Here is a 23615-nt window from a genome sequence, read left to right on the forward strand (position 1 = left end):
ACAGAAAAGGGAAAGGAGTATCTGCATCGTGGAGGAACCAAATGTACCCCTTCAATCGATTCCACGGGCTTCCCGTCCAAAAGGTGATCGAGGAAACAGCTTCTACAAACGACTGCTGCAGCAGCGCAGCTTGGCATTTATGTGTATTCCTTTTGTGATTTGGGCTTTTGTATTTAAATATTTGCCGTTATGGGGCTGGACGATGGCGTTCCAGAACTTCAAACCGGCAAGAGCTTTCGCAGATCAACAGTGGGTAGGAATGAAGCATTTCCAAACCCTGTTTGAAGATAATACGTTCTATCGGGTGTTGCGAAATACGCTGGTGATGAGTTCTATTAAGCTGGTACTCGGATTTGTTACAGCGATAACGCTGGCACTTCTGTTAAACGAGCTGAAAAATATCGTTTTTAAACGTTTTGTACAAACGGTCAGTTACCTGCCTCACTTTATCTCCTGGGTTGTTGCTTCAAGTATTGTGCTTACTGTACTTTCACCTGATGGTATCATCAACCTCATTCTTACGAAGCTGCACTTGATCGACAGTCCTGTGCTGTGGATGGGCAAAGGGGAGTATTTCTGGGGCATATTGGGGGCCACCGAAGTATGGAAAGATGTCGGCTGGAACACGATCATCTATCTGGCGGCGATTACAGCCATTGATCCTGCTCAGTACGAGGCAGCTGAGATTGACGGAGCCAGTCGTTTCAAACGTATGTTGTACATTACACTGCCAGGTTTGAAACCGGTTATCGTGATTTTGCTGATCATGAATATGGGAAGCATCCTTGAATCCGGGTTTGAGCCTCAATATTTGCTGGGCAACGGAATGAATATGGATTATTCTGAGAACCTGGATATCTTTGTCTTGAAGTATGGTTTGGGAATGGGGAACTTCTCTTTGGGTACAGCAGCAGGGATTTTCAAAACTGTGGTCAGCTTCATCTTCCTCTTTACCGCCAACTATATCGCCAAAAAAATGGGAGAAAGCAGACTATTCTAAGAGGAGGCCTAGGCCATGCCAAAAGCAAAATCATCCCGCTTGCGGAACAGCAGTGCCGGGGACCGGGCATTTGATGCCATTAATATCACATTCATGATCTGTTTGATGATTGTTACAATTTATCCGTTTATTAATATGATCGCGGTCTCGCTGAATAATGCAAATGATGCGATTCGCGGAGGCATTTATCTGTGGCCTCGGGAGTGGACACTGGATAACTACAAATATATTTTTGGAGAATCCGACATTTACCATGCCACACTGATCTCGGCGCTTCGTACGATTATCGGAACGATCGTGTCTGTTTTCTGTACGGCGATGCTTGCTTATACACTCAGCAGGCAGGAATTTGTACTTCGTAAGTTTGTGACGATGTTTTTTGTCTTCACAATGTACTTCAGCGGAGGATTGATTCCGGGTTATCTGTTGATCCGTGATCTCGGCCTGATTGGCTCTTTCTGGGTTTATATCATTCCGGGTGTCATCGGTGTGTTCAATATGATTGTCATTCGCTCGTTTATTGAAGGTTTGCCTGAAGGCATTCTGGAGTCGGCCCGCATTGACGGAGCAGGAGAATTTACGACATTTATTCGAGTGGTACTGCCATTAACGATTCCAGCGATGGCAACCGTTTCTCTTTTCGTGGCAGTAGGTCAATGGAATTCCTGGTTTGACGTCTTTCTCTATAACTCATCTAACAAGGAGCTAAGTACACTACAATATGAATTGATGAAGATTTTGCAGACGTCAACAACGGCGGCAACGTCATCGGCAAGTGATGTGTATCAGTCTGCCGAGAACAGCGGAGTTGCCGTGACACCAACTTCTATTCGGGCAACGATGACTATTATTGCAAGTGTTCCAATTCTGATGGTATATCCTTTCCTGCAGAAATACTTCGTTCAAGGTATGACCATCGGAGGCGTAAAGGGATAAAAGTTAGGTTAAGGTTAAGATTGTTGTGTTTGAATTTGAATGGTCGGGAGATGAGAAATCGTGAATTCTATGTTCAAAAAATCACTCTGTACGATGCTTGCAGCGTTAACAGCACTACCCCTGTTTTATGTACCTGCTTCCTCCAAAGTAATGGCGGCGAACGATGCTGTAATTAACGTAACTTCACCCAAACAAGTGATTCGGGGTTTTGGCGGTATGACACATTCCGGTTGGATTGGTGATCTCACTGCCTCTGAGAGGGAAACCGCTTTTGGCAATGGGCCTAACCAGCTGGGCTTCTCTGTTCTAAGAATTCCGATTGATGAGAACAAGAACAACTGGCAACGGGAAGTGGATACAGCCAAAAAGGCGATTGAACATGATGCGATTGTATTTGCATCTCCTTGGAATCCACCAACAGATATGACGGAACTGGTCACCATCGGCACTACTTCGGGCGGTGGTTCAACGTATGAAGCTGAATCCTCGACAACGTTGACCGGGGCTGTAGCGGGGAGTTCTTTGACAGGATATACAGGATCAGGTTATGTTACTTTCCAAAATGCGAGCGGCTCGGCTGTTCAGTGGAATACGATTCTGATTGGCAGCACCGGCACCAAAAACATTAAAATTCGGTATTCACTTCCTTCAGGAACGAGTAACCTGGATGTATACGTGAACGGCACATTAGCGCTTAGTAACGTACCATTTGAAGCTACAGGCAGTGGAAACACTTGGAAGGACAAATCGATTCAGGTACCGATGGTGAATGGCACAAGCACGTTGAAGCTGGTTACTACAGGAACGGGTGGACCGAACATTGATAACATCAACGTAACCGCATATACGCAGATTACACAGGCCAAACGACTCAAGTACGACAAATACGCGGCTTACGCTCAATATTTGAATGAATTCGATACATTTATGAAAAATAACGGCGTCAACTTGTATGCGATTTCCGTACAAAACGAGCCTGACTATGCCCATGACTGGACATGGTGGTCTCCGGAGGAAATGCTTCGTTTCATGAAAGAAAACGCGGGTTCCATCAACAATCGGGTCATTGCCCCGGAATCCTTCTCTTATGTGAAAAACATGTCGGACCCTATTTTGAATGATCCGCAAGCCCTTGCGAATATGGATATTTTGGGTGCACATACGTATGGTACGCAATACAGCGACTTTCCATATCCGTTATTTGAACAAAAGGGAGCAGGAAAAGAGCTTTGGATGACAGAGGTATACTATCCGAACAGCGAGACCAATTCTGCAGATCGCTGGCCTGAAGCTTTAGGAGTAGCGGAGCATATGTATAACGCAATGGTTGAAGGTAATTTTCAGACGTATGTATGGTGGTATATCCGTAGACATTATGGACCGATCAAAGAGGATGGAACGATAAGTAAACGTGGCTATAGTATGGCTCATTACTCCAAATTCGTGCGCCCTGGTGATGTCAGAGTAGATGCAACCAAAAATCCGGCAAATGGTGTATATGTCTCGGCATACAAGGGAGCGAACAACAAAATCGTTATCGTTGCTATTAACAAAAATACATCAGGCGTGAATCAGCGATTTACTGTACAGAATGGAACAGCCTCTACTGTATCCTCTTGGGTAACGGACAGCACACGTAATCTGGGGGCTGGCTCTGCGTTGCAGATATCCGGCAACGGATTCTCGGCAGACCTGCCAGCCCAAAGTGTAACAACATTTGTTGTGCAACCGTAAGGACAGATGTTAATGAAGAGAACAAGGCAAGAAGCAAAAGAGCAAGTATAGATATAAGGAAGAGAAGAACGAGAAGAACGAGGCAAAGAAGTAAATAGAAGGGAATTGAAGTCAAAAGAAGTTAAAATAAGATAGCAGAATTTAGTAGAAGAAAAAAGAACAGGTTGCCCTTAGGCAGCCTGTTTTACTATGACCATAACTCTAATGAGAATTCGTCAATCTCTTGCTCTGCTTCGCGCATTAAATCAAGAACCTGATCTGCATAATCACCGAGCTTTTCTCTGCTTATATCAAAGTGACTCCAGCGGATCGTCAGCGGCATCTTGACTTCACCTGTCAAGGCATCCCATAGAGCGTCCAGATTGTGTCCGTAATGTTCATCCAATTGCAATTTATCTTGTAACAACTTATGGAGTGATTCCCGATTAAGAAGGTAACGACCGTCGATCTGAATGATATTCATGTGTTCCTCCGTTATTTGATCTGTTGAAAAGTCTTATAATGATCGGTGGTTTGATAGATTAGACCGTCATTCGAATATAGAATTCGGTCGCTTCCGCGTTTTCCACCAGTATAATGGATATCCGCCTCATACCAGATCCGACCTTTTTTATTGGGAAGCAGCCCTTCGCGATTTCTGAATACGTCACCGCCAATGCTCTTTCCTGGAGCGACCTGACCCAGATTGCCTTCACTAGGCTCCCAGCCCAGCTTACGAGCTTCTTTTTTCGTAATATAATTGGGCGGAAGTTCATGATGCTCTTTGATATAATCGGCGACCTCCTGAAATCCCATCTCTTTGGAGGGTTGACCAGCGTGAGAACTGGTATTGGTAATAATCTGTGAGGTACAACCTGCAAGCAATAATACGGAAAGCAAGACGAATAGAGGATACAACCATTTTTTTAAAAGCATGTTCTGATCTCCTTTTAATGATGACAATGCTCTTAATGGTAATCGGTTTCCGGCAACAAATCAATTCTAAGCTCGGCTTGCCGATGTTTCATATATTTTCCCGGTGAGATTCCAACGATCTTGGTAAAGCTACGAATGAAATTGGCGTAGTCACTAAACCCTGACTGGAAGCAAACATCTGTGATGCTCAGTCCATCTGTAAGAAGTGTTTTGGCAAGTTCAATGCGTCTACCTAGAATGTAGGAGCGAAGCGTAAGCCCGGTATGCTTTTTAAATTGCCGGCTGATGGAGGTGCTGTTCATATAAAATTGTTCGGCCAATTGTCCGAGAGTAATATGTTGCGTGATGTGTGCTTCGATATATTCCATCGTTCTGCGTACCAGTTCAGGCATGATGTCTTGGGGTACAAAGGAATTATGCTGAAACCACTGGTTGATCAGAACAAGTAGTTGTGCCATAGCAGCATTGGTCTGCACGTCTGCACCATATTTGTTAGAATCAGCAGATTCTTCAATCTGACGGGTCCAATACAGAAGCTGATTTAACTGGTTCTCATTCAGATGAATGATGTTGCCACTTCCGTCAGGGCGATGATCGAAACAAGATAATAAATTCGTCAAAACTGTGGATAGCTGGCACACATAGGTTTTCTTGAGGTTAATCGTGATTCGCTCATATTCAGTCTCGTCCACAATAAGTGTCCGATGCATCTCCTCAGGAGATATGACAAGCAAGTCACCACGCTGCATGGGATAACAACGATGATCGACATAGAAGTGTACATTTCCTTGCAGGAATAAGTAGATTTCATACGCGTTGTGGCGGTGATAACTGGAATCATACCTGTAGGTTGTTAGGGGATGGCGGTACAAAAGCTCTGGCTGAATCGCATCATAAAAATAATCAGAAGACATATGGTAGAAGTACCTCCTGTCATTTCACGCAATAAAACATGCAAACTACGCAATGAAATTGGACTTAGTTTCACTTAAAATGTAATCATACTATCATGAAAACGTTTGATTTGCAAACGCTTTCTATTTGTTGTGCCCTAATATATGGATACCTGATTAGATATGAAAATAATGCAAGATCCATTCTATTTGCGGGAGGAAATGAAATGAACAACGAAACGATGGCACAAAATGGGGAGCAGAAGACTGAAGCTGGCTTAACGGGTCACTTGCGGCATACACCAAAGGAGATTGGAAAGCTTCGTCCCAACGCTAATCCTCTAATGGCACACAAATTCGGAGCTGATCCTTATGCACTCGTGTTTAATAACCGGGTCTACCTCTATATGACCAGTGATAAACTGGAGTATGATGCGAATGAGATTCCTCAGAAAAACAGTTATCAGTCGATCAATAAAATTACAGTCATCTCATCGGATGATTTGATCAACTGGACAGATCATGGGGAAATCAAAGTAGCAGGTCCAGAAGGGGCAGCTACCTGGGCTTCCCAATCTTGGGCTCCAGCAGCTGCACATCGCAATTTGAATGGTGAAGATCGTTTTTATTTATATTTTGCCAATAATGCCAGCGGTATTGGTGTTCTGAGCGCACCAACACCTATAGGGCCTTGGACAGATCCGATCGGAAAAGCGTTGGTGACAAGAGAAACGCCGGGTGTTGAAGACGTAACGTGGTTATTTGATCCTGCTGTGCTTGTGGATGATGACCATCAAGCTTATCTTTATTTTGGTGGAGGCGTGCCTGAGGGGAAACCAGAGCGTCCGGATACGGCGCGAGTGATGAGACTTGGAAAGGATATGGTCAGTGTTGAGGGTAAGGCCAAGATCATTCCTGCTCCTTTTATGTTTGAAAATTCGGGGATACATAAATATGATAACATCTATTATTACACTTACTGCTCCAACTTTTTTCAAGTTGAACGTGACGAGGATAGCCCGCCGCCGGGAGAAATTGTATACATGACAAGTGCGCAGCCTATGGGTCCATGGACGTATCAGGGAACAATCCTTAAAAACCCGGGCCACTTCTTCGGGATTGGCGGTAACAATCATCATGCTATTTTCCCACTGGGGAATGAGTGGTATATTGCTTATCATGCGCAGACTCTGTGCCAGGCGATGGATATCCCGGAAGGGTATCGTTCCACACATCTGAACAAGGTGCAGTACGAAGAGACAAGTGGAAGAATCAAAGCGATTCAAGCGGACTACGAAGGTGTAGATCAACTGAAATCATTCAATCCATATCAACAGGTCAGCGGGTCAACGATTGGCTGGAATGCGGGAGTGATCACCCGTCAAATAAGTGGCTCGGGTTCGGAGCAAGCGGCACAAGGCCAGTCTCCAAAACCAGATGAAGTTGTCAGTGTGATGCATGAAGGAAGCTGGATTGCTATCTCGCGTGTGGATTTTGGTCAAAAAGGGGCGGCAAGCTTTACTGCAACCGTATGCAGTCAAGGTGGATCGTGTACTCTTGAACTTCGACTAGGGCGAGAAGACGGTAATTTAATTGGAAAAGTGCATATTCCTGCATCAGCGGAGGGTCAAGAATGGATGGAGGCATCGACTTCAATAACTGGCGCTCAGCATGAACACGACCTGTATCTTGTACTGAAACCATCAGAAGAAAACCCATGCATCCTTTTAAACCAATGGATGTTTGAAGAAGCCTAACATCAGGAAGGGATTTTTCCTGTTGATTGGAGAGCTGGAGCCAGAGTGAACAGCTATGATGCTGAACTCCGAAAAGAGGTGTTTTACACGATGTATTCAAATCCGATTATATGGGCCGATTATCCGGATGTGGACGTCATTCGGGTAGAAGATACGTATTATATGGTAAGTACGACCATGCATATGATGCCTGGATGTGTTATTCTCCGGTCATATGACCTGATTCAATGGGAAACCGCTTCGTATGTATATGACAGACTGGATAATACACCAGCCCAGCGGCTGGAGAACGGGCAGCAGATCTACGGAAAAGGCATGTGGGCGGCTTCACTCCGTTATCATCAAGGCAAGTTCTACGTCATTTTTGTAGCCAATGATACTCGTAAAACGTATCTGTATACTTCTGAAACGATAACCGGACCTTGGAATAAACAGATTGTAGAAGGATTCTACCATGACTGCTCGTTATTTTTTGATGATGACGAACGGGTGTATCTGGTACATGGTAATCGAGAGATTCACTTAACTGAATTAAAAACCGATCTCTCCGGCCCCAAGCCGGAAGGGAGGCATCGCATCCTAGTGACAGACCATCAGCCGCACTACTTGGGGTATGAAGGTGCACATTTTTACAAAATTGAAGGTATCTATTATGTCTTCCTGATTCATATGACGAAGGAAGCAGGGCGACGAACGCAAGCTTGTTACAGGGCGGATATGCTGGATGGTACATTTGTTGGCGGAGAAGTGTTCAATGATGATATGGGATACTTTAATTCAGGGGTTGCTCAAGGCGGAATCGTGGATACACCGGATGGTGACTGGTACGCTGTGCTTTTTCAAGACCATGGGGCCGTAGGGCGAATTCCGGTTCTGGTCCCGATGCGTTTCGAGGAAGGCGTACCTGTATTTGCAAAAGAGGCTCCGAAACAAATCGATCTGGCCAGCACAAGGCCGGGCTACCGTTACCAACCGCTGGTTGCAAGCGATCGTTTCGAATATACGCTGGATGGTCAGGGTAATGTGCGACTTCGGGATGTTTGGCAGTGGAATCATACACCGCATGATGATCTGTGGTCTGTTACGGAAGTACCGGGAGTGTACCGAATTCGAACGGGTCAACTTAGCCCTAACCTGACGTTTACAGTGAATACACTCACTCAGCGGGCCATGGGGCCGGCTTGTGTAGCGTCAGTAACATTGGATGGCAGTGGCCTGAACGATGGTGATTATGCAGGTTTATGTTTTCTGATTGGCACGTATGGTTTGATTGCAATGACAAAAAATGAAGGCAAGTACTATCTCGTTATGCAGGCCAGAGTAAGTCAGGATAACAGCATATTTGGCAGTATGATTGACCAGGAGCCTGCCACGGAGTACGCCCGCATACCTGTAACAGGACCTGTAGTGAAGCTGCAAGCCTCAGCCAATTTTATAGATAATCAAGATGAATGCCGCTTTGCCTATGTGGATGGGGCAGATTGGAAGAGCCTCGGGATTCCGCACAAAATGGTCTACAAGCTGGATCACTTCATGGGCTGTAGAATTGGATTGTTTCTGATCTCCACACAAGAAATAGGGGGCATGGCCGACTTTTCGAATTTTGAATATCATATCTCTCCGTAAATCAATTCTTGCTCAGAGTTATAAATAAAAGTCGCCAAACGGCGGCTTTTTCGTACTCATGACAGATTAAATGTTGTACAATGATAACAATTATGGAAAAAAGAAATAGATACGTTCATTCAATCAAAATGGGGGCATGTCACCATGCATAAGCGATGGATGTACAAAACAAGATGGACGATTATTATCTTTCTAACCGTATGTATACCTACTGGACATACGCAGGGAGACTCCGGTCATATCAACAACTTATCTAAGGATCAGCAGACCTCATCTTTGGCGGCCTATTCCCCGCCCATTCAAGTTTCTTTTGTCAGAGAAACGGGAGAAGACTTACAGCGCATGATTGAGCAACTGCCCGGTGAGACACTGGTCGATAACCGCTGGACTCGTTTGTACGAACAGGAACTTGGTATTCAGATTCGGTATGACTGGATTGCAACGGGCGATGTGTATAATCAAAAGTTAGGGGTTTCCCTTGCTGCCGGCCGTTTCCCGGATGTCGTCAGAGTTAACCCATATCAGCTAAGGCAGCTGAGCAATGCCAATCTAATTGAAGATTTGACGGAAGTATATCGTGATTTCGCCACGCCACTAACCAAAAATATTTTGGAGGCCGAAGGGAAAGGGGCGTTTGATGCAGCTACGATTAACGGCAAGCTAATGGCTATTCCCGAATCTTCTTCTTCCATTGAAACGGCACAGTATTTGTGGATCAGAACAGATTGGCTGGATAAATTGGGGCTGCAGGCACCTGAAACGATAGAAGACGTGTTGAAAGTTTCGGAAGCGTTTACATCACGTGATCCGGATGGTAATGGAGAACAAGATACCTACGGACTTGCGCTAACGAGTTATCTATGGGACCCGGTTATGGGCGTTTCTGGATTTATGGCGGGGTATGGTGCGTTTCCGAATATCTGGATTAAAGATCCTGAGGGCGGTCTGACCTATGGAGGCATACAGCCTGAGGTACGTAAGGCGTTGGAAGTATTACAGACCATGTACCTTGAGGGACAGCTTGATCCGGACTTTGCTTACAAAAATGGAAGCAAGGCATACCGTCTCATTGATCAGGGGAAAATTGGCATGCTCTATGGTGAGCAGTGGACTCCTTTTGTTGTCCAGTCTACCCGTGATGAAGATCCGGAAGCAGAATGGCAGGCATATCCGATCGTAGCTGAGACAGGTCGAAACAGAGTTGTACCGCTGCGTTCCAATACAGGAAACTACTTTGCTGTGAGAAAAGGTTTTGCCCATCCTGAAGTCGTCGTTAAACTGATGAATTTGCATCTGGACAAAAACTGGGGACAGAATGCGGAATATGAAACGTACTATAATGACGACTCACGTGCGGTGTGGATGCTGTCTCCGGTCACTCCTTTTCCGGGAACCAAAAATTTAGATGCATATCGAGATATTCGGGATGCACGTACAACAGGTGACTTTTCTGTGCTGGAGAACGAAGCGCTGGCGATTCACAAGCGAATTGCTGCTTATGAATCAGAAGGTTTGAAGAGCGGGTGGGGATGGAAGCAGACTTACGGGCCAACAGGTGCGTTTAGCATCGCGGATGATTACGATCTGAATGGACAGCTTCTGTATGATCAATTCACAGGCGGAATTACGGAAACGATGGTAGATCGGCAGATTATCCTTCGGGATCTGCAGCTTGAAGTATTTATGAATATTATTTATGGATCACCTATCGAAGAATTCGATCAATTTGTAGTAGATTGGCTTGAACTGGGCGGAAAAGAGATTACATCGGAGGTGAACGCATGGTATAGAACGCAAGCCGCCAGGGATCACCAGGCGTTCGCTTTATCCTATTAAGGCAGGTGTCTTTGATCTGAAATCAGGAGGGGAGTTCGTTGTTCAAGATACCGGCACAGTCGTGGTTTAACAGTATATTTGCGCGGCTGATTATGACCTACCTGGTTTTTGTCATACCTTTGATTCTTCTGGGCGTGTATCTGTACCACTGGAGCTATGATACGGCAAGTCAGGAAATTTCTTTATCGACAGAGAGGCGGTTAAGTCAATACGCGACAGAACTTAACCGGGAGATCGAGTGGATGGAGTTGCAGCAGTTTGACATTGCAGAGGACCGCAAGCTGAATCGGCTGGCGATCCTCTGGAACAATATGGACCAGATTGAAAAACGGGAAATATTAAACTATTTGTCCGAACGGCTGGCCTCTTTCAAAAACAGCAGCGTTTATATCAAGAACGTTTATGTACATATTCCTACAGTCAACAAGAGTATCTCCGCGGTGCAGGGAATTGATGAATTTAATAGTACCTCATACGATTATTTCAGTTCATTCACGCACGAAGAAAGCATTCGATTCACAGTTAAAGACGATACCCTGAATCTGAGTGCTGTCCGTTTAACAGGCAAAATGGGAGACGCACCGTTGTTTGTTGTTCAGGTGGAACTGGATAATGTTGCTTTTCAGAATGAATTATCTCAACTTAATCTATACCCTGAAAGTGCTTCCCTCCTTATTGAAGACAAAACAGGTTTTGCTATTTTAGACCGGGAAGAGCGCGAGATCATTCTTGCCAACTACCGTGAATATAGTCAAAAGAACTCCCTTGAGAGCTTTCGCGTAAATGTTGAGGATACAGCGTACCATGTGAACCAACATCATATGGAACCTCTTGGTTTATCCATTGCTACATATTTGCCTGAGAAAATGGTCACCAAACCCTTGAGCAAATTTTATAAATGGGCATGGATATTTGCGATCACATCGTTTATTGCGATTTCAGCATATCTCTATTCAACGTACAAACTGATTCACATTCCTTTATTATTGCTGGTGAAAAGGTTCAAAAAGATGGAGGGCGGGGTGCTGGATATCCCGATTGTACATCATCGCAAAGACGAGTTCGGATTCTTGTATGGCCGCTTTAATCATATGATCGAGAATCTGCAATTGCTGATTGACCGTGATTTCAAAAAAACGATGATGATGCAGCGAGCTGAATTAAAGCAGCTTCAATCACAGATTAACCCACACTTTTTGTACAACAGTTTCTTCATTCTGAGCTCGCTTGCACGAACAGGAGAAACGGATCGTATTGAACAATTTACGAATATGCTCGGTGAATATTTTCGATTCATTACACGCAATGGGACAGATCATGTGCCACTGAAGGAAGAAGTACATCATTCCCGAATCTATACGGATATCCAGCAACTGCGATTCTCCAGACGAATCAAGGTTGAATTCGGTGAGGTTCCGCTGGAAATGCAACAGATTCAGGTTCCCAGACTTGTAATCCAGCCGATTATTGAAAATGCCTATGAGCATAGCCTTGAAAAAAATACGTCCGAAGGTCTGCTACGTATCCAATTCCATATGGAGTCATCATGGGCGGAAATTACGGTGGAAGATAACGGGCATGATCTCCAGACAGAAGATATAGAGAAGTTGCAACATAACATGCATCGTGAGGCAACGACAGATGACATAACGGGATTAATGAACATTCATAGGCGATTGCTTCTGACCTTTGGCGAAGGAAGCGGGTTGTTTTTGTCACGAAGTGAGCTACAAGGTTTAAAGGTTGTCATCCGAATCCAGTGGAACGAGGGGGAAAACGAATGTATCGACTTCTGATTGTAGATGACGAGGAGATCATTACGGATAGTTTGTATGAAACATTTGCGAGACATATGCCGGATCGGCTGGATGTATGCAAAGCATACTCTGCTACAGAAGCACTCTCCTGGATGCGACGCTCCAGAATTGATATTGTGTTGACGGACATTCGTATGCCGGGCATGAGCGGACTGGAGCTGACGGAAGAGATTCAAAGCCGCTGGCCGCAGTGCCGTGTTATTTTTCTGACGGGTCACAGTGATTTTGAATATGCATACAAAGCCTTTCAGATGAACAATGTACGGTACCTGCTTAAGACAGAAGGGTACGATAAAGTGATGCACATGGTGGAGCAGGTTATGGAAGAGATCAGGCAAAGTCATGATATGCATAATCTTCTGGAACAACAAAGCGAGATTACATCCCGGTTGACCGCATTTAGGCAGGATGAATACATCCGAAAGCTTCTTCAGGAAAGTTCAACTGCTGCTTCATTAATTGAACTTCAGGCTGAACTACTAGAGAGGCAGATTCATCTAAAAGCTGATTCTCCGGTGTTTTTGGTGCTTGCAAGATTGAATAAGCTACATGAACCGGCAGAAGTTGAACAAGGGTGTACTGAATCATCTATTCGGATCATTGGAACATCATTGATGAGTGAATATACGGAATGTGTCAGTGCTACGGATCACTATGGTGATACGGTGTGGCTACTTCAGCCTAAAGATGGCCAGCGAGATGCAGACCAGCATTTTGCGAGATACATGGAAGGTACCTTAGAGCTTGTCCAGGAGTCGTGTCTTGCTTCACTGGGCGTGTCGATTGCATGCACACTTAGTGGACGGGGGTGTGAGTGGTTCCAACTCCCGCAGCAATACGAGCGTCTGCGCTTGTTACAGTGGATGAAAGTCGGGGATGGCATGTCGATGGTTTTGACAGACAATTACAAGGAGCCTCAAGCGGGTACGCCGAAGGAATCACCGCGGATATCAAGCCGGGTAGAAGCAATGAATGGTTTTCTGGAGACAGGACGCTTTCAATCCTTCTATGATATCTTCGAAGAGCTTGTGGGAGAGCTCCTTCAACAGGATATGACGATGGAGCGAGCCATGGAGACATACTATCATCTGGCATTGACCTTTTACGCAGCATTTAATCGCTGGGGACTGAAGCAGAAAACCCCGGATCAGCGAAGTTTTCTGCATTTGGACCATTTTCCAAGCATGAAAGATGCCGTTCAATATCTCTATCTGGCAGCCGATGAACTGGTCAACTTCAAACGATCAAACGAAGAGGAACGTGCGAATATAGTCGTACAGAGTTTATGTAATTATATCAAGAGTAATCTGGAAAAAGATCTTACGTTAGTACGACTGGCAGAACTGCATCACTTTAATCCTTCGTATCTATCCAGATTTTTCAAACAGGAGATGGGCATTAATCTATCCGAATTTATTGATGATAGCCGAATTCGCAAGGCCAAGGAGTTGCTCATGAACCATGAGCTAATGGTGCGGGAAGTGGCCCTTCAGGTCGGTTATGAATCTGCTCATTCGTTTACCAGGCTGTTTAAAAAACAGACGGGCATGACTCCTCAGGAGTATCGAGAATCCTTACTGATTCGCTCGGTGGATCGGTAAGTGATAAGAACGTAATAAAGCACGCAGGAGTAGCATCTCCTGCGTGCTTTTTATTAGATAGATTTTCAATATATATGTAGCCTGGGATACGCTCCGAATACAAACGGCTCCGTATATTACTTAATTAATTAAGCGGTGTGAGCCTTTTGTCTGCGATAGGCATTGGGACTTGACCCAGCGTAAGCTTTGAATTTTTTATAAAACCAATCGATATCCCGATATCCGACCTCCAGAGCAATTTCGTAAATCCGCAGGTCGGTGGACAGGAGAAGTTGTTTGGCTTTTTTCATTCGCTCCTTCAACATGTAGTCATTAAAGGAAACGTTCTCTTGCATTTTAAACTTCTGACCAAGATAGGCACAATTGAAATGCAACATGTCAGCGATCTTTTTCAACGTAATTTCTTCATTCAGATGATCTCTTACATAAGCTTTCACGATCCGAATCACATGCTTGGAATCCATCGCTTTGCCGTTGAGCTGAATCGTAGGCTTGACGGCAGGGCTTTTTTTCACAGGAACAGGCCCAAGTTTGTTCAGAAGTTCATATAAACTGTGTACAAGAGCGGAAGCGCTAAAAGGTGAGGGTAAATAATCATTCACCTGATAAGTTAATGCTTTGCGGACTAGTCTGAATTGATCCCTTCCACCAAGCAGGAGAATAGGGATATCGTTTGTTTTTCGAATGTGGTGACACAACCATAATCCTGCCGTATCATACTGCTCTGTATGCACGACGACAACACTGAAATCTCGATCGGATAGTGCTGCAAGAGCAGCGTTTGAAGAGGAAACCGAATCTGTAATTGTAAATGGGAATTTGTTTTCTTCCAGAAGCTGTTCAAGCTCTCTACTCAAGCGGCGGCTATAATCAACAAGTAAAACACTGTACATGAAGCATGACCTCACCTTCTCCTGATATTCCGATCCACTGTTTAACTGAAATAAGGCTTAGTTTCATTATGGGAAGAAAAGAAAGCGCATACAATGTGCATTATTTTGCAGATAGTGCATTTCTTTACCAATTGCAGGTGAAATACCCTAATTCACTCCTCAAATGAACCTGATCTATAATCTGCCCGGGTAAACACCTGTATTTAAGCGGGTTGTTTGCGCTTACATTTGGACGATACACTTTGGTAGCACACGACAATCAGGGGGGAAGACAATGAAGAAAAACAAGTTTATGCTACTGAGTCTTTTGTTTGCGGTCATGTTAATGATCAATGCTTGTAGTTCTGCACCTGCTGCTGAGCCGGCACCCGAAAAACCGGCACCACAAGAGGAGCAAGCACCAGCCGAAACTGAGCCGAAAAATGAAAATTCTACACCGGAGATGGATTTTGACATGGGTGGTAGAACGATTAAGGTTGTGGCGTGGTGGGATATGCAAATTACAGATAACAATCCGGACAATATCAAACGACTCGAGAATCTCGAAGCTTTGAAGAAAAAACATAATTTCAATATCGAATATGTATCCATCGATTTTGGTGAATATCAGGAGAAAGTTGTAGCCTCATTAATGGCTGGCGAGCCGCTCGGCGACTTTGTCAGACTCGGTAAAAACTACGCTATTCCGGCACTGACCAAACAGGATCTGTTGTGGCCGGTAGATGATTATATCAAGAACGATCAGGTATTCAATCAAAAAACAACCAAGGAATATATGCAATACGAAGGGAAAGGTTACGGATTTACGGAAGATAAGTCTTCCTTCATCAACGGTATTTTCTACAACCGTACTCTGATGCAAGAGCTTGGCCTGAAGCCACTGCAGGAATATGTTGATGCGGACGAATGGAATTGGGATAACTTCCTGGCTGTAGCCAAACAAGCCAACAAAGACCGGAATAATGACGGCAAGCTGGATACGTGGGGCCTTGCTCAAACGGGCCTGCTTGAACCAATCCTGTATTCCAACGAAGCTTCACTGACCAAAGAGGATAAACAGAACCTTGAAGATCCGAAAACAAAAGAAGCGCTTAATTTCTTGAACAAACTGGCTACAGAGAAAGTGGGCAGACCAACAGAAGGCGGCGACTGGACTGAACCAGCTACTTTCTTCCGTCAAGGCAATACACTCATGTATTCTGGCGCAATGTACGAGATTGAAGGCATCAAAACAGATATGCCTGACTATGATATCGGCTTCCTGCCTTATCCTAAAGGCCCAAGCGCTTCGGCCTACCATTCTGGTGAATCACGTTATCAAGCGATCACGATCCCTAAAGCTGTAGAGAATCCAGAGCAACTGATGTACATCTGGGAAAAAATCAATGAGATTGATTCCATCTATGACTATCCGGAACAATCCACGCTCGAAAGACATCTGACGGATGAAGCAGATATTAACAACGCCAGAGAAGTGGCAGCTGGCATGCTTGTTCTTGACCATAACACGTTCCCGTCCCTTCCTTATTGGGATTTTGATGGTGAACTGAAAGAAGGCGTATCCGTATCTACGTTGATTGAGAAATACAAGGCTCCTTTCCAAGCCGCTATTGATGAGGTATACAAATAAGCACTGCTAAATACGGGCAGAACGCGCGAGTACCAAGTGCGGTCTGCCCGGGTTAGTCAATCATTCTTTTGCTGATACGCTTACAGGAAAGGGGATACATGCAAACATGCGGTCACGTAAGAAAAAGGTACTGATTCTGGCACTTGTTCTGGCTTTGGTGTTCTCGATCATCGTGATCTATCCATCCAAGAATCAGAGCCCCGGGACAGTGCATGCACTTGAGGATTTTGAAGCTGTAGCGGGCACCAGGGATTCACGAAGTTATGAACATTATCAGGAAACGTATGCGAGCACTGCCAAACCGGACACTACCGTAAGGATTCAAGGTGAAGCTTATACGGAGGCGGATAACGGAGAGTTCAAGGTGGTGCAAGGATATGAAGGGTTGGAAGGCAGTGCAGTCATTACACCCGAATCCGGAACCATTCGCTGGGATGTTCCCGTTCAAGTGAGTGGTTTATATCAGGTTCGCATTCATTATTATCCTGTCGAAGGCAAAAGTTCTGGAATTGAGCGCAAGCTGGAGTTAAACGGGGAAGTTCCTTTCCGGGAAGCGGATGTACTTTTGTTCGACAGGGTATGGGGCAATCGCGAAGATCACGTCCGTCAGGATGATCGAGGCAACGATCTCAGACCAAGGCAGGTGGAGAAGCCGGAATGGCAGCTCGCTTCGTTTCGAGATAGTGCCGGATATTTTGAGGAACCGTTTCAGTTTTATTTTGAAAAAGGCAACCAGCAATTATCTCTGACTTCTCTCAGAGAGAGTATGGCGATTGATTACATCGAACTGTATCAGGAAGAGGCCGTTCCTACGTATGCCGAAATCCAGAAGACGTATGATTCGTTAGGTTTAAAACCAGCCAGTCCCATCATGCTGAAAGTGCAAGGCGAAGAAGCGATCACCAAATCTTCACCTACACTTGCGCCCATCTCGGATCGATCCAGTCCATCACTTGAACCCTACGACGTATCCAAAATTCGGATCAATGCCATCGGAGGCGTGAACTGGAAACTTCCGGGGGAATGGGTTGAATGGGAGATTGATGTGCCTGAAGATGGACTGTACCAGATTGCGTTAAAAGTGAAGCAGGATCAGCTTCGGGGTATCTATGCCACACGCAGTCTTACCATTAACGGCAAAGTTCCGTTTGAAGAGATGAAGCGAATTCGCTTCAATTATAGTCCGTCCTGGCAGACACAAGTGCTTGGAAACAGTGAAGAAGAACCCTATCAGTTCCATCTGGAGAAGGGGAAACACCGCTTACGGATGACAGTCACACTTGGCGATATTGCCCCGTTACTTCGAACGGTGGAATCAAGCGTACTTGAACTGAATGAAATGTACCGCAAAATTCTAATGATTACCTCCAACAAACCTGATCCACTTCGGGATTATCAGTTGGAGAAGCGTATTCCAGAGATGATAGAGGTTTTTGAAAAACAAGCTGTGGTACTCACATCTGTCGCGGAGTATCTCGAAAAAGCAACCGGAGAACAGAGTGACAAAGTAGCTATTCTGAATGCCATGGTTGTACAGCTCAAGGATATGGCGGCAAGGCCGGAAACCGTTCCGAAACGATTGGATACATTCAAAATTAATGTCGGTGGCCTGGGCACATGGATTCTGACTGTACGTGAGCAACCGATTACGATGGATTACCTGGTTGTAGCTCCTTCAGGACAAGAAATGCCAAAGGCTGAAGCGTCTGCGTTCCAACAGGTGAAGCATGAACTGGGTGCTTATGTCGCTTCCTACACGGAAGACTATGACAGTATCGGTAACGTGGAGAAAAAGAAGGACTCAATCACCGTATGGATCACCACCGGACGGGATCAGGCTCAAGTGCTTAAGGGCATGATTGACGATACGTTTACACCGGATACCGATGTGTCTGTGCAGCTGAGACTTGTGCCGCCAAATATTTTGTTGCCCGCAACGCTGGCCGGAGAAGGTCCCGATGTGGCGATGCAAATGGGCGAAGATATTCCTGTGAACTATGCGATGAGAAATGCGGCAGCAGATCTAAGCAAGTTTCCGGATTTCAAAGAGGTGGCTAGCAGATTCCGGGCAAGTGGAATAACACCTTATGAGTATGACGGTGGAGTGTACGCACTACCGGAGCAGCAACATTTCCCAATGCTATTTTACCGCAAGGATATATTGAATGAATTAGGTCTGGAGCCACCAAAAACTTGGCAGGACGTGTATAATGCGATCGCTGTATTGCAGAAACACAATATGGAGTTCTATCTGCCGATTGAAGATACGCTGAACAATGCCAACATGGTTCCTAACGCCACATTTGCAATGCTTTTATATCAGAATGATGGAAAGTTCTACAACGAAGATGGGAAAAAGAGTGCGCTTGATTCAGAAATTTCGATGGAGGCATTCAAACGCTGGACGCAATTTTATACGAATTACAAGTTCCCGTTGAAAGCCGATTTTCCAAACCGTTTCCGTACAGGAGAAATGCCAATCGGCATAGCCGACTACACGACCTATAACATGCTGACTGTATTAGCACCGGAAATCCGCAACCTGTGGGACTTCACGATTGTGCCTGGCACACAGCTTCCGGATGGTTCTATACGGCATGAGGTAGCTAGCGCGAGCAGTGCAGTCATGATGCTCGAAAATGCCAGCAACAAAGAAGCGGCATGGAAATTCATGAAGTGGTGGACGGATGAGTCAACCCAGATCGAGTACGGACGAGAAATGGAAGGTCTGATGGGCGCGGCTGCCCGTTACCCTACAGCGAACATTGAAGCATTAGAACAGTTACCTTGGCCAGTGAAGGATTACCAGAACCTGGAGAAGCAGTGGGAATGGGTGCAAGGGATTCCGCAGATGCCAGGGGGTTATTTTACAGGTCGACATTTGGATAATGCTTTCCGAAAAGTCGTTAATGCGAATGAAAATCCACGTGAGGCTTTATCAGACTATGTACTGTATATTGACGATGAGATTGAACTGAAACGCAAGGAATTTAATCTGAAATAAAGGAAAGGGAGGGTAACGGTTGCAAGCTAAAACATCCAAGACAGCCGCCGCTCCTGTTATGCATACACGCCAGGTCGGCTGGTGGTCCTTATTGAAAAGGAATCTGTATCTCAGCAGGCATTATTACGTCTTAATGGCACCATTTATGCTGATTTTTTTCATGTTTACGGTTATTCCGGTCGGCATATCGCTCGGTCTCAGCTTTTTTCACTTTAATATGCTTGAATTTCCACGTTTTGTTGGTTGGCAAAACTATTCCCGGTTGTTCCTGAACGACGACGTATTCCTAATTGCACTCAAAAACACGTTGTTGTTTGCAGTGATCACGGGTCCAGTCAGTTATATTGCCTGTTTTTTATTTGCTTGGATTATCAATGAGCTGTCTCCTAAAGTCAGAGCAGTTATGACATTGGTTTTCTACGCCCCATCGATCTCAGGTAATGTATTTTTCATCTGGCTGATCATTTTCTCTGGTGACAGCTACGGATATATGAACGGTTTCCTCATGCGCCTTGGCGTGATTCTGGAGCCGATTCAGTGGCTTTCTAACGAGAAGTATGTACTGGGCATCGTTATATTGGTGCAGCTATGGCTTAGTCTCGGAACCAGCTTTTTGGCTTTTATTGCAGGTCTGCAGACCATCGATCGCTCACTCGTGGAAGCCGGAACGGTGGACGGTATCAAAAACCGCTGGCAGGAGCTTTGGTATATTACGCTGCCATCCATGAGACCTCAGTTGATGTTTGGTGCAGTCATGCAGATTACAGCATCGTTCGCAGTAGCCGAAATTTCGATTGCCTTGGCTGGATTCCCAAGTGTTAACTATGCAGCGCATACGGTAGTCACCCATTTGATGGACTTTGGTACGATTCGCTTTGAGATGGGGTATGCTTCAGCGATCGCAACCGTGCTGTTTGCATTGATGCTTGGAACGAACATTTTCACGCAAAAAATGCTGAGAAAGATAGGTGAATGACGATGACCAGCAAAGTACGTGCCGTCTTCGGCATGCCGAAGAGACTTAACCGGTCATTTACCGTCAGTTTCATGTTGTTTGCGCTACTGGCTGTGTTCGGATCATTTATGGTGCTTCCGTTGATTTATGCGGTCAACAATGCCTTTAAGCCGCTGGATGAGCTGTTTATCTTCCCGCCGCGCTTCTGGGTGAACAATCCGACGACAGAAAATTTCGCAGATTTGATTAATCTGATGGGCAATTCCTGGGTCCCCTTATCTCGATATATTGCCAATACACTACTCATTACACTAGTGGGCACAGCTGGGCACATCTTGCTTGCTTCAGCAGCAGCTTACCCCTTGGCGAAATATCGTTTTCCGGGGTCGAAAATATTATTCACCATTGTTATTCTGTCATTGATGTTCTCGCCGCACGTTACGGCAATTCCGAACTACATGGTGATGTCCTGGCTTGGTTGGATCAACACACACGCTTCCATCATTGTTCCTTCGCTGGCGTTCTCACTAGGACTATTTCTAATGAAACAGTTCATGGAACAGATTCCTGATGCGTTGCTGGAAGCAGCGAAAATTGATGGCGCGAATGAATATCGAATTTTTTGGAGCATTGTGATGCCTAATGTGAAGCCAGCATGGCTCACACTTATGATTTTGCAATTCCCTGCCCTATGGGGAACAGACGGCGGTAGCTTTATTTACAGTGAAAATCTCAAAACGTTGCATTATGCACTCAGTCAGATCGTACAAGGCGGGATTGCCAGAGCAGGGGTTGGTGCTGCCGTAGCGCTACTGCTCATGATCGTACCGATCACGTTGTTTGTTATCTCTCAGAGCAGTGTGATGCAGACGATGGCTACTTCAGGCATGAAAGAATAGAAAGGAGGCAGCAAAGTGCAGCATAGCACGCGAAAAAGCACATGGAAAGAACGTAAATGGGTCATCATGGGCATGGTCTGCCTCCTGTTGTTCAGTTCAGCAGCACTGCCTGCAAGCGCAGACGGTGATCCAGATGCCTATCACTATTCCTATTACGGAGATACCGTTCCAGCTCCGGCTGCTTATGAAGCCACAACGATTATTACAGGTAAGAAGCTGAATATAACGCCTTTCAAGGAACCGAGTGATATGCATGTTACCGCAGATGAGCGTGTCTATGTGCTTGACTCGGGTAATGGACGAATTGTCGAGATGGATCGCAACTTCAAGCTAGTACGGACAATTGAGTCGTTCCAAAATGACGGCAAAACAGATCAATTTAAAAACCCGCAAGGATTGTTTGTAACGGAAAAAGGGGATTTACTGGTGGCTGATTCGGATAATCAGCGGGTTGTGCACTTGGATAACAAGGGACAGCTCGTGAAAATTGTATCTGAACCGAAGTCAGACTTGTTAAATGAGGACTTTCAATTCAAACCTATGCGGATTGTGATGGATCAGGGTGAGCGAATTTACGTAATGGCCGCAGGTGTATTTGACGGCTTCATGGAATTCAGCGCCGATGGCGAGTTCTCCTCCTTCATTGGTGCAAATCGGGTTCAGGTTGATCCGGTCGAATATCTCTGGAAACGATTCGCTACTCGGGAGCAGAGAAGTCAGATGGTCATGTTTACCCCGACCGAGTTCACCAATCTGGATATGGACGAAGAAGGATTCATCTACGCCACCAGTGGTGATCGCGGCAAAGATCCGATCAAGAAGTTGAATGCTCAGGGAACAGACATTTTGCGGAGAGAAGGATATTCAGCACCTCAAGGTGATCTAAGGTATACCACGGAAGCTGGACCATCACGTCTGATTGATGTCGACGTAGGTGACAGCGATATGTACTCTGTACTCGATTCAAACAGGGGCCGCATCTTTACCTATAATGGCGACGGTTATCTGCTCCATATTTTTGGCGGCATCGGGAACCGGATGGGTATGTTTAATACACCTGTCGCGCTGGAGCGAGCGGGAGACCGGATGCTTGTTCTGGACAAAGCGCTTGGTGAAATTACCGTATTCCAGACGACAGAGTATGGACGCACACTACATGATGCCGTGCGCAGTTATTACAATGGCGAAGAAGATCAGTCTTCGGAACTGTTTGCGAAGGCTGCCGAGATGAATGCCAATCTGGAATATGCCTATGCAGGTATTGGTAAAGCGTTGCTTCGCCAGAAAGAATATGCCGAGTCGGCGCAATACTTCAAGCAAAGCATGGAGCGTCAAGGATACTCCAAAGCTTTTCTTCTCTATCGGAAGGAACTGATGCGTGAACACTTTTCATGGGTGATGTCCGGTATATTCCTGGCTGTAGCTGCGTTCGTCACCATCGTCATCGTTCGCAGGCAGAAAAGGAGGACAACGAATGCAGGCATCAAGTAAACAATTGTACCAGTATCCGCTGCATCTTATTTTTCATCCCTTTGACGGGTATTGGGAATTGAAATATGAGCGGAATCAAAAAACGACACTGCTGATCTCTTTAATGATTATGGTGTTGCTCGTCTTCACTAAAATTTTGCAAGCCCAGTACAGTGGCTTTCTGATTAACTTTAACAATCCAAAATATCTGAACAGCTTGCTTGAGATGGTGTACGTTGTCATTCCCGTGTTGTTCTGGTGTGTGGCTAACTGGTCTCTAACCACATTGATGGATGGCGAGGGCAAGTTCTCTGAAATTTTCATGTCAACGTGTTTTGCCCTGGTTCCGATGTTTCTGGTGCATTTCCCGTGGATCTGGCTGAGTCTCGCTATTTCTGCACAGGAAACGGCATTTTATTACTTCTCTAATGCGATTGCGGTTTGCTGGACCGTGTACCTGTTATTTGTAGGCAACATGACTGTGCATCAGTACACCCCAGCCAAAACGATTCTAACGATGCTGCTCACGCTTGTAGCTATGGCATTTATGGCTTTCTTATGCTTGTTGTTCTTTAGCCTTGTGCAGCAGATTGTCTCTTTTGTCTACACGATCTATCAGGAATTAGTGCTTCGGGGCTAGGAAGGAGGA

Annotated in this window: 18 protein-coding genes and 1 pseudogene; 15 read left to right on the forward strand and 4 right to left on the reverse strand. The window is 45.3% G+C overall.

The window, feature by feature from the left end:
• Window positions 1-58: 58 nt before the first annotated feature.
• The 4 genes and pseudogenes from H7T88_RS12720 to H7T88_RS28735 all read left to right on the forward strand — a co-directional run bounded on the left by H7T88_RS12720 (window position 59) and on the right by H7T88_RS28735 (window position 3670).
• Window positions 59-1000 carry an ABC transporter permease gene (locus tag H7T88_RS12720; protein WP_312027617.1) on the forward strand — a complete coding sequence of 314 codons (942 nt, stop codon included), beginning with the start codon at window positions 59-61 and terminating at the stop codon, window positions 998-1000.
• A gap of 15 nt (window positions 1001-1015) precedes the next feature.
• Complete coding sequence (locus tag H7T88_RS12725; RefSeq protein ID WP_221788745.1) at window positions 1016-1936, forward strand: carbohydrate ABC transporter permease; 921 nt, start codon at window positions 1016-1018, stop codon at window positions 1934-1936.
• Between the two features lie 93 nt (window positions 1937-2029).
• Window positions 2030-2368, forward strand: a pseudogene (locus H7T88_RS29250) (hypothetical protein); the annotation flags it as partial.
• Window positions 2360-3670 (forward strand): carbohydrate-binding protein, encoded by a 1311-nt coding sequence (locus H7T88_RS28735; protein WP_423246134.1) that lies wholly within the window; start codon window positions 2360-2362, stop codon window positions 3668-3670. The pseudogene H7T88_RS29250 and the gene H7T88_RS28735, both read left to right, overlap by 9 nt.
• Before the next feature lie 187 nt (window positions 3671-3857).
• On the opposite strand, the gene H7T88_RS12735 is transcribed toward H7T88_RS28735, so the two are convergent.
• From H7T88_RS12735 to H7T88_RS12745, 3 genes are read right to left on the reverse strand one after another with little or no spacing between them, the layout of a single operon-like run.
• Window positions 3858-4133 (reverse strand): barstar family protein, encoded by a 276-nt coding sequence (locus H7T88_RS12735; protein WP_221788749.1) that lies wholly within the window; start codon window positions 4131-4133, stop codon window positions 3858-3860.
• 11 nt (window positions 4134-4144) lie between these two features.
• Window positions 4145-4585: a ribonuclease domain-containing protein gene (locus H7T88_RS12740; RefSeq protein ID WP_221788751.1), complete on the reverse strand. Its 441-nt coding sequence runs from the start codon at window positions 4583-4585 to the stop codon at window positions 4145-4147.
• A 32-nt stretch (window positions 4586-4617) separates the two neighbouring features.
• Window positions 4618-5499, reverse strand: a complete 882-nt coding sequence (locus H7T88_RS12745) for an AraC family transcriptional regulator (RefSeq protein ID WP_221788752.1) — start codon at window positions 5497-5499, stop codon at window positions 4618-4620.
• Between the two features lie 206 nt (window positions 5500-5705).
• On the opposite strand from H7T88_RS12745, the gene H7T88_RS12750 reads away from it, so the two are divergent.
• The 5 genes from H7T88_RS12750 (at window position 5706) to H7T88_RS12770 (ending at window position 14115) form a co-directional block, all read left to right on the forward strand.
• Window positions 5706-7235, forward strand: a complete 1530-nt coding sequence (locus H7T88_RS12750) for a glycoside hydrolase family 43 protein (protein WP_221788753.1) — start codon at window positions 5706-5708, stop codon at window positions 7233-7235.
• Window positions 7236-7280: 45 nt separating this feature from the next.
• Complete coding sequence (locus tag H7T88_RS12755; protein ID WP_312027614.1) at window positions 7281-8861, forward strand: glycoside hydrolase family 43 protein; 1581 nt, start codon at window positions 7281-7283, stop codon at window positions 8859-8861.
• 144 nt (window positions 8862-9005) lie between these two features.
• On the forward strand, window positions 9006-10697 hold the full coding sequence (locus tag H7T88_RS12760) for an extracellular solute-binding protein (RefSeq protein WP_221788754.1): 1692 nt from the start codon (window positions 9006-9008) through the stop codon (window positions 10695-10697).
• 38 nt (window positions 10698-10735) lie between these two features.
• A complete protein-coding gene (locus H7T88_RS12765) occupies window positions 10736-12493 on the forward strand; it encodes a sensor histidine kinase (protein WP_221788755.1) in 1758 nt (585 codons plus the stop codon).
• Complete coding sequence (locus tag H7T88_RS12770) at window positions 12478-14115, forward strand: response regulator (protein ID WP_221788756.1); 1638 nt, start codon at window positions 12478-12480, stop codon at window positions 14113-14115. Before H7T88_RS12765 ends, H7T88_RS12770 begins: the two co-directional genes overlap by 16 nt.
• Window positions 14116-14243: 128 nt before the next feature.
• Here H7T88_RS12770 and H7T88_RS12775 read toward each other — a convergent pair whose 3' ends face one another.
• A complete protein-coding gene (locus H7T88_RS12775) occupies window positions 14244-15008 on the reverse strand; it encodes a helix-turn-helix transcriptional regulator (protein WP_221788757.1) in 765 nt (254 codons plus the stop codon).
• Window positions 15009-15282: 274 nt separating this feature from the next.
• Between H7T88_RS12775 and H7T88_RS12780 the strand changes: the two genes are divergently transcribed.
• From H7T88_RS12780 to H7T88_RS12805, 6 genes are all read left to right on the forward strand, one after another.
• The gene (locus H7T88_RS12780) at window positions 15283-16638 is read left to right on the forward strand and encodes an extracellular solute-binding protein (RefSeq protein WP_145412997.1); all 1356 of its coding nucleotides are present in this window, start codon (window positions 15283-15285) and stop codon (window positions 16636-16638) included.
• A 106-nt stretch (window positions 16639-16744) separates the two neighbouring features.
• Window positions 16745-19642 (forward strand): extracellular solute-binding protein, encoded by a 2898-nt coding sequence (locus H7T88_RS12785; RefSeq protein ID WP_221788758.1) that lies wholly within the window; start codon window positions 16745-16747, stop codon window positions 19640-19642.
• 58 nt (window positions 19643-19700) lie between these two features.
• Window positions 19701-20618: a carbohydrate ABC transporter permease gene (locus H7T88_RS12790; protein ID WP_423246135.1), complete on the forward strand. Its 918-nt coding sequence runs from the start codon at window positions 19701-19703 to the stop codon at window positions 20616-20618.
• Window positions 20619-20620: 2 nt separating this feature from the next.
• On the forward strand, window positions 20621-21496 hold the full coding sequence (locus H7T88_RS12795; RefSeq protein WP_090915952.1) for a carbohydrate ABC transporter permease: 876 nt from the start codon (window positions 20621-20623) through the stop codon (window positions 21494-21496).
• A gap of 66 nt (window positions 21497-21562) precedes the next feature.
• Window positions 21563-22987, forward strand: coding sequence for an NHL repeat-containing protein (locus H7T88_RS12800; protein WP_221788816.1), 1425 nt, complete (start codon window positions 21563-21565; stop codon window positions 22985-22987).
• Complete coding sequence (locus tag H7T88_RS12805; RefSeq protein ID WP_145412998.1) at window positions 22971-23606, forward strand: YIP1 family protein; 636 nt, start codon at window positions 22971-22973, stop codon at window positions 23604-23606. Before H7T88_RS12800 ends, H7T88_RS12805 begins: the two co-directional genes overlap by 17 nt.
• Window positions 23607-23615: the final 9 nt, after the last annotated feature.

This window comes from Paenibacillus cucumis (ex Kampfer et al. 2016) (assembly GCF_019748695.1).
Classification (GTDB): domain Bacteria; phylum Bacillota; class Bacilli; order Paenibacillales; family Paenibacillaceae; genus Paenibacillus; species Paenibacillus polysaccharolyticus.